Consider the following 13,587-nt stretch of genomic DNA (forward strand, 5'->3'; position numbering starts at 1 on the left):
CCAAGGCGCTTGAGAGAACTCGGGTGAAGGAACTAGGCAAAATGGCACCGTAACTTCGGGAGAAGGTGCGCCGGTGAGGGTGAAGTATTTACTACGTAAGCCCATGCCGGTCGAAGATACCAGGCCGCTGCGACTGTTTATTAAAAACACAGCACTCTGCAAACACGAAAGTGGACGTATAGGGTGTGACGCCTGCCCGGTGCCGGAAGGTTAATTGATGGGGTTAGCGCAAGCGAAGCTCTTGATCGAAGCCCCGGTAAACGGCGGCCGTAACTATAACGGTCCTAAGGTAGCGAAATTCCTTGTCGGGTAAGTTCCGACCTGCACGAATGGCGTAACGATGGCGGCGCTGTCTCCACCCGAGACTCAGTGAAATTGAAATCGCTGTGAAGATGCAGTGTATCCGCGGCTAGACGGAAAGACCCCGTGAACCTTTACTGTAGCTTTGCACTGGACTTTGAGCCTGCTTGTGTAGGATAGGTGGGAGGCTTTGAAGCGTGGACGCCAGTTCGCGTGGAGCCATCCTTGAAATACCACCCTGGCATGCTTGAGGTTCTAACTCTGGTCCGTCATCCGGATCGAGGACAGTGTATGGTGGGCAGTTTGACTGGGGCGGTCTCCTCCCAAAGAGTAACGGAGGAGTACGAAGGTGCGCTCAGACCGGTCGGAAATCGGTCGCAGAGTATAAAGGCAAAAGCGCGCTTGACTGCGAGACAGACACGTCGAGCAGGTACGAAAGTAGGTCTTAGTGATCCGGTGGTTCTGTATGGAAGGGCCATCGCTCAACGGATAAAAGGTACTCCGGGGATAACAGGCTGATACCGCCCAAGAGTTCATATCGACGGCGGTGTTTGGCACCTCGATGTCGGCTCATCACATCCTGGGGCTGAAGCCGGTCCCAAGGGTATGGCTGTTCGCCATTTAAAGTGGTACGCGAGCTGGGTTTAGAACGTCGTGAGACAGTTCGGTCCCTATCTGCCGTGGACGTTTGAGATTTGAGAGGGGCTGACCTTAGTACGAGAGGACCGGGTTGGACGAACCTCTGGTGTTCCGGTTGTCACGCCAGTGGCACTGCCGGGTAGCTACGTTCGGAAAAGATAACCGCTGAAAGCATCTAAGCGGGAAACTTGCCTCAAGATGAGATCTCACTGGAGCCTTGAGCTCCCTAAAGGGCCGTCGAAGACTACGACGTTGATAGGTTGGGTGTGTAAGCGCTGTGAGGCGTTGAGCTAACCAATACTAATTGCCCGTGAGGCTTGACCATATAACACCCAAACAATCTGTAGATTGTCGGTGATGGTGAAGTCGACAAACGAACCGAAAGTTCGCTAAGAACCGCAAAGCCAAGATCACATACCCAATTCGCTGTGGCGGCTTAACACCGACACAGCAACCGAATTGCTTGACGACCATAGAGCGTTGGAACCACCTGATCCCATCCCGAACTCAGTAGTGAAACGACGCATCGCCGATGGTAGTGTGGGGTTTCCCCATGTGAGAGTAGGTCATCGTCAAGCTCCTATCCCCAAACCCCCATCCGCGAAAGCGGGTGGGGGTTTGGCCTTTTTGGGCGAAAGAAAAATCACAGGCTCTGGTTACGCAGGCATGCGAACAACAAGTGCATGCGTTAGGCTTGCGCCTGCTGTTCGCCACTTTGTCGATGAACTAGCTTGATAGCGGGCGCTGACCTTGCTGCCGTGCAAGGACGCCTCGCCCTGCTGTGAGGAATGGAGCTTTCCTGCATGACCGAGCTGAGCACAGCCAAGACCCGCCGCACCACCAACTGGTCTGCCATCTGGATATTACCGCTGATCGCATTGCTGATCGGCGGCTGGCTGGGCTGGAGGGCTTACAGCCAGGCCGGTATCGAGATCGAGATATTCTTCCCGTCCGGCGATGGTATCCAGGTTGGCAAGACCGAGGTCATCTACAAGGGCATGTCGATCGGTAAGGTCGTCGACATGGTGCTGGATGATCACGGCCAGGAGCGCGGCGTCAAAGTGACGGTCGAGATGGATAAGCAGGTGGAGAAGCACCTGCGCAGCAACACGCGCTTCTGGCTGGTCAAGCCCAGCGTGACTTTGGCCGGTATCACCGGGTTGGAGACCCTGGTTTCGGGCAACTACATCACCGCCAGTCCCGGCGATGGCACCCCAACCCGCAAGTTCGTCGCCCTGACGGAGCAGCCACCGCTGGCCGACACAGTGCCAGGGCTGCATCTGACCCTTAAGGCCGAGCGCCTGGGCTCGCTGAATCGCGATAGTCCGGTGTTCTACAAGCAACTCCAGGTCGGGCGGGTGAAGAGTTACCGCCTCGCCGAGGATCAAAGTACGGTCGAGATCAGGGTGTATATCGAGCCTGAGTTCGCCAGCCTGGTGCGCAAACACACGCGCTTCTGGAATGCCAGTGGTGTGACCATCGATGCCGGCCTGTCGGGAGTCAAGTTGCGTACCGAGTCGCTGGCCAGCATAGTCGCCGGCGGCATCGCCTTCGCCACTCCGGAGCACCGCAAGGATAGCCCTGCTACCGACCCGAGCATTCCTTTCCGTCTGTACGAGGACTTCGATGCCGCTCAGGCCGGCATCAAGGTCGCGCTGAAGCTGCAGGACTTCGAAGGCGTAGAGCCTGGGCGCACCCCGGTGATGTACAAAGGCATTCAGGTCGGCTCCCTGAAGACCATCAAGATCAACGAGGATCTGTCCAGCGCCTCTGTCGACCTGATGCTCGATCCGCGTACCGAGGACTATCTGACCGAGGGCGCCGAGTTCTGGATGGTCAAACCATCCATTTCCCTGGCCGGGATCACCGGCCTTGAGGCGCTGGTCAAGGGTAACTACATCGCCATCAAACCGGGTGAGAAGGGCAAGCCGCCGCTACGTGAGTTCGTCTCTCGGGCCAAGGCGCCACCGCTGGACATCGATGCCCCTGGCCTGCACCTGGTGCTGTTCGCCGATACCCTGGGCTCGCTGGAGGTTGGTAGCCCCATCCTCTATCGCCAGGTCAAGGTCGGCACCATCCAGAGTTTTCAGTTTTCCCGTGATCGCAAGCGCGTAGTTCTTGGTGCCCATATCGAGCCGGAGTACGCCAGCCTGGTAAACAGCTCCACACGCTTCTGGAACGCCAGCGGTATCACGCTTAAGGGTGGGATCTCCTCTGGTATCGAGGTCAAGAGTGAGTCGTTGCAGACCCTGCTGGCGGGGGGGGTGACCTTTGAGACGCCGGATTTACAGGCGCCGGTCAATCGCAAGATTCAGCGCTTCACTCTGCACGACAGCCGCGAGATGGCCATGCAGGAAGGCGTTGCCATCCAGATCAAGGTGCCGAGCGGCGATGGTATCAGCCCGGGAACGGCGATCCGTTTCAAGGGCATTGATGTCGGCAAGGTGGAAAGCGTCGAGCTGACCGATGACCTGCAGGCCGTCCTGCTCAATGCGCGTATCACCAAGGCCAGCGGCCGTATCGCAACGGTCGGGACCGAGTTCTGGGTGGTCAAACCCGAACTGGGACTGGTGCGCACTGCCAATCTCGAGACCCTGGTCAGTGGCCAGTATCTGGAGGCTTTGCCGGCGTCCAAGGCCGGCAAGCCGCAGCACTATTTCGAGATTCGCCCGCAGGCGCCGGTTGCCGAGGTGCGCGAAGAAGGGTTGCGGATCACCCTCAGCACGGCGCGGCGCGGCTCGATCAAGCCTGGGGTGGTGGTCAGCTATCGTGAGGTGCCGGTGGGCAAGGTCAGCCACTTCGAACTGGGGCCAACCTCCGATCGGGTTCTGATCCATGTGCTGATCGAGCCACGCTATGCGCCTCTGGTACGCAGCGGCAGCCGCTTCTGGAACGCCAGCGGTATCGGTGTCGACGCCGGCTTGTTCAAGGGGCTCAAAGTGCGCACCGAATCCCTGGAGGCCCTGCTCGAGGGCGGGATCGCCTTCGCCACGCCGGACAACGCCGTGATGGGTGGTCCGGCGCAGCCCGGCCAGACTTTCGCCCTCAACGACGAGGTCAACGAGGAATGGCTGAAGTGGGCGCCGAAGATAGTGTTGGAGCAGTAGAGAGATTCAGCTTGGATTAAGTCGGCTTGGCTATCCTGGCTCCCGTCGAAACCAATCACTCCCGACGGAGAATCAAGATGAACAAGCTGACTGCCCTTTTCGCCATCACCACTCTCGCCGCCACTGCCGGTATTGCCCAGGCTCGTGACCTGGGCCCGGACGAAGCCCTGAAGCTGCGCGACGCCGGCACCATCCAGAGCTTCGACAAGCTCAACGCCGCCGCCCTGGCCAAGCACCCCGGCGGCCAGGTCAGCGAGACCGAACTGGAAGAAGAGTACGGCCGCTACATCTACCAGGTGGAGGTGCGCGACGCCCAAGGCGTGAAGTGGGATCTGGAGCTGGACGCCACTAATGGCCAGGTCCTGCAGGATCACCAGGACGATTGATTCCATCCCCAAGAAAAAGGGCCGCATCAGCGGCCCTTTTCGTTTGTGCGAAGGAATCAGGCCGGCTCGGCCTGCTCCTCGGTGACCTTGGCAGTCTCGCGGCGCCTGATGAACTTCCAGTCGGCCTCGTCGATATAGATGCCGTTCGGCCCGCTGCCGCCTTCCAGGTCGATGGCCACGTGGGCCGAGACCTGCGGTTTCACCGAGGCGAGGATCGGCACGAAGCCTAGCTGCAGGCTGGTCTCGATCAGCGCCTGCTGGTTGCGCTCGTCGATGTCCGCCGCCTCGTCGAGGTAGTAGGGCAGGCGCACCTTGCCGGCCTGCTCGCGGTCCATCAGGTGCAGCAGCAGGTACATGTTGGTCAGCGCCTTGATGGTCATGGTAGTGCCGTTGGAGGCGGCACCATCGATGTCGGTGTGCATCACCGGCTGACCGCCGACCTTGGTGATCTCGAAGGCCAGCTCGAACAGGTCTTTCAGGCCCAGTTGGTTGCCGTTGGCCGCAACCAGGCGCGACAGGTAGTCCTTGGCCTCTTCGTTCCTCGCATCCTGCTCGGCGCTTTGGCTTAGATCGAACACCGACAGGGTCTCGCCTTCCTCGTACTGGCCGGCGCTGTGGATGATCTGGTCGATGTGCTTGAGCGCGTCGCGGTTGGGTGCCAGGACGATGCGGAAGCTCTCCAGGTTGGAGACCTGACGCTTGTTGATCTCGCGGTTGAACAGCGCCAGCTGGTGTTCCAGGTTGTCGTAGTCGCTGCGGATGTTGCGCAGGGTCCGGGCGATATCGGTGACCGCGGCGCGACGGGCCTTGGCCAGGGTCAGCGCCTCGTCTTGGCGATGCGCATAGGCGTTGACCAGCAGCTGCAGGCGGCGCTCCGGGTCATCCTCGCTGTCGAACTTGGCCACGCCCTTGAGGCGTACCTGCGCATACAGCGCGTCGATCTGGCCGTCGATGCGCTGCAGCGCCTGCCAGCTGTCCTGGTAGTCGTTGAGCAGCGGCAGCAGGTTGTCCAGGCTGTCGTCGACCGGCTCCATGAACGGCGTGCCGAAGGGCAGGTCAGCCGGCAGCAGTTGGCGACGGCGTAGGGCGTCTTCTAGGGTGCGTTCCTTGGCTTCCAGATCGGCCAGTTGGCGGCCGACCAGTTGCAGCTTGGCGGACAGCTGCTGCACGCGTTCGGTGAAGGCGTCCGATGCGCGCTTGAGTTCGTCCTGGGCGGCTTCGGCCTCGGCCAACTGCTCCAGCTTGGCCGGCTCCTCGGCGGCCAGGGTCTGGCTCTTGCGGAAGTCCTCCAGCGCTTTCTGGGCATCGAGCACGGCCTGGTACAGCTGCTCGGCCTGGGCCTTGCTGGCGGCGCGGTCGTTGGCCACCGCCTGCTGGGTCTTCAGTTGCTTCAGCTCGCGCTCCAGGCGGTCCTTCTGGTCGCGCAGGGCGGCGCGATCGGCCAGCGCCTGCAGGGCGGGCGGTTCGATGTGCGAGAGGTCGATGGACAGGCCCGGCACGGCGAAGGTGTCGCCCTTGAAGCGATCCAGCACGGCCTCGACGGCCTTGACCCAGTCGTCGCCCTCGGCCTGGATGCCTTTCTCGCCGAGCGGCAGGCTGAACAGCTGGCCGTTGAACAGACGCATCAGGCGGTCGACGTCGGCCTGGCTGAACTCCTCGCGCAGGCGCGAGTAGCTGTTGTTGTCGGCGTGGTCGAGCTGCTGCTTGACCGACTTCAGGCGCTTCTCCAGATCGCGCAGGCGCTCGTCCAGGTCCTCGGCGGAGAACTGCCGCGATTGCGCCAGGGCGCCGGCCAGCTCGTCGTGGGCGTCCTTGGCGGCGAGCAGCTGCTCTTCCAGTACCTTGGCGTCGGTGACCAGGGCGAAGCGGCTCTTCAACACCGACAGCTCGCCGAGCCAGCGCTGGATCTCGCTGATCTCGCGCTCCAGGCGCATCAGTTCGGCGGTGCCGCCGCGCTGCTCGTTCTGCAGGCCATCCTGCTCGCGTTTGTAGTGCTCGGCCTGGATCACCAGCTCTTCCTTGCGCGCGCCGGAGTAGTCCTGCCAGGCGCCGAGCAGGTGATCCAGTAGCGGCGAGAGGCGATGCAGCTTGCCGCGCAGCACTTCACGCTGGGCCACACCGGCGGACAGCACCTCGACCAGCGGGCCGGCGGCGACCAGTGCCTGGTAGTCCTGCTCCATGCGCCGTACGTCGCGGAAGGCCTCTTCTGTTGCGGCGATATAGTCGACGCTGCCCGAGCGCAGGCTGTGCTCGAAGGCATCGAGGAACAGCTGCTTCAACTTCGCAGCCGTAATCTCGCGCATATGCAGCAGGTTGATGAACAGGGCGCGGAAGGTCTTCAGGCTCTGTTCGCTGGTGGAGCGCAGCGGGATCAGGGTCAGGTCCAGCGGGATGCTGGTATGGCCGCCGACCAGCAGGCGGCGCAGTTCCTCGGGCTTGAGCTCATAGGGGGTGATGCCGGCCTGGCCGAGGTTCTTGAACAGCTCGCGCTGGCGCAGGCAGACGCCATCCTGCTGGTAGTGGTCCAGGTCCAGCTCGCCCTGGTAGGCGAAGAACTGGTGGCCGAAGCCGCCACCCGGGCCGCGACCGGCCACGCCGATCACGTGCGGGCCGTGGGGCAGGGCGACTTCCACCAGGATGTAGCTGGTGTCGCTGGCGAAGTAGAACTTGCGCGAAGCCTCCAGGCTGTACTTGCCGAAGCTCATGTCGGACATGCGCGCGAGGATCGGGAACTGCAGCGCGTTGATCGAAGCCGACTTGCCCAGGTTGTTGGCGCCGTACACCGACAGCGGGTTTTCCAGCGGGAAGATGCCGAGGCTGTAGCCGGCGGTGTTCAGCAGGGCGAAGCGGCGGATGCCGTAGCGTTCCTGGCTCATGCGTCGATCTCCTGGGCGTCACGTTCCTCGGCCATGGCGCGGGCCAGGGCCTCTTCCTCGGATTCCTCGGTAGCCGCGGGCAGCGGCTCGATGCGCACGATGTCTTCCTCGGCTTCGTCGACCACCAGTTCCGGCGTCGGCAGCGGCAGGTTGCTGTGCAGGCTGGCGGCCAGGTCGCGGTCCTGCTGCACCGACAGGCACACGTCGAGGAAGCGGTGCATCGGTGCGAGGAAACGGTACACGCCGTTCTCCTCGCTGGCGAAGCCGAGCTGGGCCAGGCGACGCATGACCTTCTCTTCCAGTTCGTCCTGGGTGGTGACTTCGGCCTGCAGGAACAGGTCCTTGTACTTCTCCAGCAGCGGCGGCAGCTCGTCGCGGCCGAGGCTGCCACCGTCGAGCACGGCCAGCGGGTCGCGGCCCTGGTCGGCCAGATGCTCGACCAGAATGAAGGTGAACAGTGCCAGGCGCTGGGCGGTCTTGTTCACCTGGGCGCCCATCTGCTCCGGCACGAAGTAGTAGAAGCCGCGGCTGTCGCAGACCAGCTCGTAGCCGAGCGACTTGAACAGCGCGCGGTAGGCGTCCTGCTGGTTGGACAGCTGGGTGTACAGCTCGGGGGCGGCACGGCTGATGTGGTAGCCCTTGAACAGCTCGCGGAAGATCGGCGCGAGCTGGGTGAGTTCTTTCAGATCGATATTCATGCGGAGGTCCCGGCCGGCTTGATCAGGGCATAGGAGCTCAGGCTGACCTGATGCTCGCGGGTGAGGTAGTCGCGACGCTCGAGGCGCTCGCGCTGGAAGCGGCCGTCGCGCGACAGCCGCGAGAACCAGTAGAGGAGTTCGTCGGTGGCGCCTTCCGGCTCCTGCTCCAGCAGCCAGACCATCAGGTCCGGCAGCGGCAGAGCCTGCTCGCAGCGCTCGATCATCTCGCGTGCGGTGCGTGGCGCCTTGGGCGGCGCGCCCTTGCGCGAGCCACTGGCGCGCGGGAACTGGTTGGGCTTGGGCTGGAAGCGGGCCAGGGCGTAGACGTAGCTCTCCACCTGGCTGGCGGTACCGAGGAAGGTGCTCTGCGGCCGGGTGAACAGCGGCATCGAGGCCTGCGGCAGGGCGTCCAGACCCTTCTTGCGGATCACCGAGAGGGCCAGTGCGGCGCCACGGGTCACGGCGTTGTGCCGGCGCGCTTCCTCGCGCAGCGGCAGCAGCAGCTCGCGGGCCTTGCGCAGGGTCAGCTGGGCGACGGTCTGCATCTCCAGGATGCGTGCGTGGGTACGCAGCAGCAGGTCGTCGTCGACCAGCTGGCCGAGGCGCTGCTGTTCGCCGAGCAGGCGCAGCAGCACCTGCTCGACGCGGCGTACGCCCTGCTCGAAGGCGCCGTCGGCGGAGACCAGCTGGATCATCGGCTCGACATATTCGTCCCAGGTCGCCAGCACCTCGGCATAGCGCTGGCGCAGCGGAATCTGCCGGTCGCTGGTCTTGGCCCGTTCGGCCACGCCGACCAGGGCCTGCTCGTCGTTGGCCAGTTTCTTCAGTACGTCGCGCACGCGCATATCGAGCAGGCGCAGCTGGCGCGCCAGGTCGTTGCCGTCGCGCACCTCGAAGGCGTCCTGGATATAGCCGGCCAGACGCTCCAGGTGGCGCAGGTAGGCCTCGATCTCCAGGCACAGGCCGAGGCGGTGCTCACGGCGCAGGTAGGCGAGGAAGTCGTGGATCTGTGCGTTCAGCTCGAAGCGGTTGGGGCTCTTGGCCACCGGCACCAGGATGTCCAGGCGGATCCACTGGTCGAGCAGGGCGGTGATGTCGGCGGGGCTGCCCTCGGGCAGCTGCGTGCCGAGCTGGTTGCGCAGCTCGACCAGGCTCAGGGTGCCGGTGTCGAAGCGCTCGCACAGCGGTTCGAGCAGCGTCCAGTGCTCGGCGAGGGCGCGCAACACGCGCTTGGGGTCGATCATGGGCGGGGTCGGTCCGTCGCAAAAGCCCGGATTGTACTGGAAAGGGCCGATGCATGACCGTCACTCCATCGGCCTTTTCCCGGGGGCCGATTCAGTCCACAATTCGCGCCTGATTCCGTCCGTCCTGGAAGCCGCTCTTGATCGAAGAAGTCCGCCGCCGCGCCTATCTGACCGCCATGCAGGTGGCCAGCTGGTTGCCGCGCGTGGAACTGCCGTTCGCCGCGCCCTCGCGCGCCGAGTTGCTGCAGCCGTTGCCTGAGCCGGAAGTCGCGCCGGTTGTGCCCGTCGCCGCGCCGGTGGTCGAGTCCAAGGCAGCGGCCGAGCCGCCGCGCCCGGTCATCGAAGTGCCGCGCCCGTCGGCCGCCTCCAAGGTATTTGCCAAGCCGGAGGCCCAGGCCGAGCCGGAGGACGCGCCGGTGGCCGAGGCCAAGCCGGTGCTGCCGCCGCCGCGCTTCGCCCTGCAGCTGCTGCGCGCGGGCGACTGCGCGGTGCTGGTCGAGCTGGCCACCGGCGAACCGTTCCAGAGCCGCGACCCCTCCTACCTGCTGCTCAAGGACCTGTTGCGCGCCGCCGGCCTGCCGGATGCCCCGCAGCAGGTCGGCGATGGCTCGCCGATTCGCTGGCCGTTGCTCACCCGCGGCAACCTCGACCAGGGTCCGGACGCCGCCCGCGACTACGTGCAGGGCGTGCTGGCCGGTCAGCTGGAGGCCGAGCCCTGCCGCTGTCTGTGGCTGATCGGCCTGCCCGCCGTGCGTTTTGCTGGTGAGGCGGATGCCGAGGCCTACAACCGCGAGCTGCAGGTCGAGGGCCTGGGCGCTGCCTGGGCGCTGCCGAGCCTGGAACTGCTGATGGACGAGCCCGAGCGTAAGGTCGAGGTCTGGCGTGCCATGCGCCGTATCATGCCGCGATGGAAGCAGCCGTCGTGAGTGCCGCTGTCCACTTCCGCCCGATGACCGAGGCGGACCTCGACCGCGTGGTGCAGATCGAGAATGCGGCCTTCAGTCATCCCTGGAGCCGCAACCTGTTCGCCGATGGCCTCAAGTCCTATGACTGCTGGCTGATGTTCGACGGTGATGAGCAGATCGGCCACGGCATCATCCAGATCATTCTCGACGAGGCGCACCTGCTCAACATCACCGTGCGTCCACAGAGCCAGGGCCGTGGGCTGGGGTTGCAGTTGCTGGAGCACCTGATGCAGCGCGCCCGCCAGCTCGGCGCGGGCGAGTGCTTCCTCGAAGTGCGTGCCAGCAACCAGAGCGCCTACCGCCTCTACGAGCGTTACGGCTTCAATGAAGTCGGTCGCCGGCGTGACTACTATCCGGCCGCCGGTGGGCGAGAGGATGCCCTGGTGATGGCCTGTACGCTGTTCGATTAGGCCCGGGCCGCCACATGCCCAGATGGCTTCGGCGCTTTTGCGCATGGCGTGATCTTTCATGAGTCGTGCCGCGCTGCTGGCCTGGGCCGGCCTGGCGCTGGCCAGCCTGTTCTGGGCTGGCAATTCGCTGGTGGCGCGCGCCTTCACCGGGGCGATTCCGCCGCTTTCGTTGGCCTTCTGGCGCTGGGCCGTGGCCCTGGCCATCCTCCTGCCGCTGGTCGGTCCCTCGCTCTGGCAACATCGCCAGGTGTTGCGCAGGGCCGGCTGGCGCCTTTGGTTGCTGGCCGCGCTGGCTATCACCGCCTACAACTGCCTGCTCTATACCGCCGCGCTCAGTACGGCGGCGATCAACCTGAGCCTGGTCAGCACCTGCCTGCCGCTGGCGACCTTCATCGGGGCTGGGCTGCTGCTCGGCGAGTGGCCGGTGCGCAGGGCCTGGGTCGGCCTGCTGCTGGCCCTGTTCGGCTTGCTGTGGCTGATCTGCCAGGGCGACTGGCGAGTGCTGGCCAGCCTGTCGTTTGCCGAGGGCGATCTGCTGATGGTGCTTGCCACGCTGGACTGGGCGCTCTATTCGCTGCTGTTGCGTCGCTGGAACGCCTACTTCCAGCTGCCACCCTTCACCCTGCTCGGCGCGCTGGTGTTGCTCGGCCTGCTCATGCTGGCACCGTTCTACGCCTGGGAGTTCTGGCTGGGGGCGCGCTTCGAACTCAGTCCGGCCAACCTCGCTGCCATCGGCTACACCGCGCTATTCGCTTCGGTGGTTGCCTACCAGCTGTGGAACATCGGTCTGCGCGAGCTGGGCCCTTCACGCACCGCCATGAGCAACTACCTGATGCCGGTGTTCACCGCCATTCTCGGCTGGCTGCTTTTGGGCGAGAGCCTGCAGGGCTATCACTGGGTCGGTGGCGCGCTGATTGTCAGCGGGTTGTTACTGGCGGGGAGAGGGCGCGGGCAATAGTAGAATTGCCCGGCCAGAAACGACAAAGGGCTAGCTTTCGCTAACCCTTTGTTTTGTATGGTGGCTACACCGGGACTTGAACCTGGGACATCAGCATTATGAATGCTGCGCTCTAACCGACTGAGCTATGTAGCCGAGTGGCGCGCATTATTCTCTTGTCGATGCCGGCTGTCAACCCCGTCTGGCGGATAAATTGATGCCTTATCAAGCGCTTAGGCGTGATGCCCGGGAGAATGAAAAGCCCCGCGCTGGCGGGGCTTTGGAGGAGGCTCAGACGTTGAAGCGGAAGTGCATCACGTCGCCGTCCTTGACGATGTAGTCCTTGCCTTCCAGGCGCCATTTGCCGGCTTCCTTGGCGCCGGCCTCGCCCTTGTACTGGATGAAGTCGTCGTAGGCCACCACTTCGGCGCGGATGAAGCCTTTCTCGAAGTCGGTGTGGATCACGGCGGCGGCCTGCGGGGCGGTGGCGCCGATGCGCACGGTCCAGGCGCGCACTTCCTTGACGCCGGCGGTGAAGTAGGTCTGCAGGTTGAGCAGCGAGTAACCGGCGCGGATCACGCGGTTCAGGCCCGGCTCTTCCATGCCCATGGATTCGAGGAACATCTGCTTTTCCTCGTCCTCGTCCAGCTCGGCGATCTCGGCCTCGATCTTGTTGCACACCGGTACCACGATGGCGCCTTCTTCCTCGGCGATGGCGCGGACCACGTCCAGGTGCGGGTTGTTCTCGAAGCCGTCCTCGGCGACGTTGGCGATGTACATCACCGGCTTGCTGGTGAGCAGGTGGAAGCCGCGGATGACCAGTTTCTCCTCGGGGCTCATGTTCTTCATCAGGCTGCGCGCCGGCTTGCCTTCGCTGAAGTGGGGGATGAGCTTCTCCAGGATGGCCTTCTGCGCCAGGGCCTCCTTGTCGCCGCCCTTGGCGTTGCGGGCGACCTTCTGCAGCTGCTTCTCGCAGCTGTCGAGGTCGGCGAAGATCAGTTCGAGGTCGATGATCTCGATGTCGCGCTTGGGGTCGACGCTGTTGGCCACGTGGATGACGTTCTCGTCCTCGAAGCAGCGCACCACGTGGGCGATGGCATCGGTCTCGCGGATGTTGGCGAGGAACTTGTTGCCCAGGCCCTCACCCTTGGAGGCGCCCGCCACCAGGCCGGCGATGTCGACGAACTCCATGGTGGTGGGGATCACGCGCTCGGGCTTGACGATGGCGGCCAGGGCGTCCAGGCGGGCATCCGGCATCGGCACGATGCCGCTGTTCGGCTCGATGGTGCAGAAGGGGAAGTTCTCCGCGGCGATGCCGGATTTGGTCAGGGCGTTGAACAGGGTGGACTTGCCGACGTTGGGCAGGCCGACGATGCCGCAGTTGAATCCCATGGTGTATCCCTCGCGGAGATGAAGTCGTGAAAAGGGGGTCAGGCTTTCTGGCTGTGCAGCTTCTGCATCGCCTTGGTCCAGTCGCCGGCGAGCATTTCGGGCAATACGCCGAGGGCATTGTCGATGCTCTTGTCCAGCAGCTCCTGCTCGCTGCGCGGGGCGCGGCCGAGGACGAAGCCGGAGACCAGGCTGGCGTGGCCGGGGTGGCCAATGCCCAGGCGCAGGCGGTGGAAGCCGTTCTGGTTGCCGCACTGCGCGATGATGTCGCGCAGGCCGTTGTGGCCGCCGTGGCCGCCGCCGGTCTTGAGTTTGGCGACGCCGGGAGGCATGTCGAGTTCGTCGTGGGCCACCAGCATGGCGTCGACCGGGATGCGGAAGAAATTCGCCAGCGCCGCCACGGCCTGGCCGCTGCGGTTCATGTAGGTGGTGGGGATGAGCAGACGAACGTCGCGACCCTGATGGCTGAACTTGCCCACCAGGCCGAAATACTTCTTGTCGAGGGCGAGGCTGACGCGTTGGCTGTCGGCCAGGCGCTCAACGAAAAGGGCCCCTGCGTTGTGCCGGGTCTGGTCGTATTCGGGGCCTGGATTACCCAGGCCGACGATCAGTTGGATGGCAGTCACGTCAGGAGCC

Annotated in this window: 10 protein-coding genes, 1 tRNA gene and 2 rRNA genes (1 of these 13 cut by a window edge); 7 read left to right on the forward strand and 6 right to left on the reverse strand. The window is 64.0% G+C overall.

Annotated elements, in window-relative coordinates; all coding sequences use genetic code 11:
- The 4 genes from AAG092_RS15490 to AAG092_RS15505 form a co-directional block, all read left to right on the forward strand.
- Nucleotides 1-1,264, forward strand: a 23S ribosomal RNA gene (locus AAG092_RS15490); it begins 1,628 nt to the left of the window's first position.
- A gap of 137 nt (nucleotides 1,265-1,401) precedes the next feature.
- Nucleotides 1,402-1,517 (forward strand): 5S ribosomal RNA (gene rrf, locus AAG092_RS15495).
- Nucleotides 1,518-1,742: 225 nt separating this feature from the next.
- Entirely contained in the window at nucleotides 1,743-4,046 is a 2,304-nt protein-coding gene (locus AAG092_RS15500; protein WP_373387345.1) for an MlaD family protein, read from the forward strand.
- Between the two features lie 77 nt (nucleotides 4,047-4,123).
- Nucleotides 4,124-4,432: a PepSY domain-containing protein gene (locus AAG092_RS15505; protein ID WP_373387346.1), complete on the forward strand. Its 309-nt coding sequence runs from the start codon at nucleotides 4,124-4,126 to the stop codon at nucleotides 4,430-4,432.
- Nucleotides 4,433-4,488: 56 nt separating this feature from the next.
- Here the strand turns inward: AAG092_RS15505 and mksF are convergent, their stop codons facing one another.
- Genes mksF through mksB form a run of 3 tightly spaced genes read right to left on the reverse strand, consistent with a single transcriptional unit; the run spans nucleotide 4,489 to nucleotide 9,250 of the window.
- Complete coding sequence (gene mksF / locus AAG092_RS15510) at nucleotides 4,489-7,308, reverse strand: Mks condensin complex protein MksF (RefSeq protein ID WP_373387347.1); 2,820 nt, start codon at nucleotides 7,306-7,308, stop codon at nucleotides 4,489-4,491.
- Complete coding sequence (gene mksE, locus AAG092_RS15515; protein ID WP_373387348.1) at nucleotides 7,305-8,006, reverse strand: Mks condensin complex protein MksE; 702 nt, start codon at nucleotides 8,004-8,006, stop codon at nucleotides 7,305-7,307. Before mksE ends, mksF begins: the two co-directional genes overlap by 4 nt.
- The gene (gene mksB / locus AAG092_RS15520) at nucleotides 8,003-9,250 is read right to left on the reverse strand and encodes an Mks condensin complex protein MksB (RefSeq protein WP_043307190.1); all 1,248 of its coding nucleotides are present in this window, start codon (nucleotides 9,248-9,250) and stop codon (nucleotides 8,003-8,005) included. The genes mksE and mksB overlap by 4 nt, the downstream gene beginning before the upstream one ends.
- Nucleotides 9,251-9,387: 137 nt before the next feature.
- On the opposite strand from mksB, the gene AAG092_RS15525 reads away from it, so the two are divergent.
- From AAG092_RS15525 to AAG092_RS15535, 3 genes are read left to right on the forward strand one after another with little or no spacing between them, the layout of a single operon-like run.
- Entirely contained in the window at nucleotides 9,388-10,176 is a 789-nt protein-coding gene (locus AAG092_RS15525) for an energy transducer TonB (protein WP_373387349.1), read from the forward strand.
- Nucleotides 10,173-10,625 carry a ribosomal protein S18-alanine N-acetyltransferase gene (gene rimI / locus AAG092_RS15530; protein ID WP_061903456.1) on the forward strand — a complete coding sequence of 151 codons (453 nt, stop codon included), beginning with the start codon at nucleotides 10,173-10,175 and terminating at the stop codon, nucleotides 10,623-10,625. Before AAG092_RS15525 ends, rimI begins: the two co-directional genes overlap by 4 nt.
- A 58-nt stretch (nucleotides 10,626-10,683) precedes the next feature.
- Nucleotides 10,684-11,583 carry a DMT family transporter gene (locus tag AAG092_RS15535; protein ID WP_373387350.1) on the forward strand — a complete coding sequence of 300 codons (900 nt, stop codon included), beginning with the start codon at nucleotides 10,684-10,686 and terminating at the stop codon, nucleotides 11,581-11,583.
- A gap of 58 nt (nucleotides 11,584-11,641) precedes the next feature.
- Here AAG092_RS15535 and AAG092_RS15540 read toward each other — a convergent pair.
- The 3 genes from AAG092_RS15540 to pth form a co-directional block, all read right to left on the reverse strand.
- Nucleotides 11,642-11,718: transfer RNA gene (locus tag AAG092_RS15540), tRNA-Met, on the reverse strand.
- Between the two features lie 135 nt (nucleotides 11,719-11,853).
- On the reverse strand, nucleotides 11,854-12,954 hold the full coding sequence (gene ychF, locus AAG092_RS15545; protein WP_373387351.1) for a redox-regulated ATPase YchF: 1,101 nt from the start codon (nucleotides 12,952-12,954) through the stop codon (nucleotides 11,854-11,856).
- Between the two features lie 38 nt (nucleotides 12,955-12,992).
- Complete coding sequence (gene pth / locus AAG092_RS15550; protein WP_373387352.1) at nucleotides 12,993-13,577, reverse strand: aminoacyl-tRNA hydrolase; 585 nt, start codon at nucleotides 13,575-13,577, stop codon at nucleotides 12,993-12,995.
- Nucleotides 13,578-13,587: the final 10 nt, after the last annotated feature.

This window comes from Pseudomonas alcaligenes, assembly GCF_041729615.1.
Lineage (GTDB): Bacteria > Pseudomonadota > Gammaproteobacteria > Pseudomonadales > Pseudomonadaceae > Aquipseudomonas > Aquipseudomonas alcaligenes_B.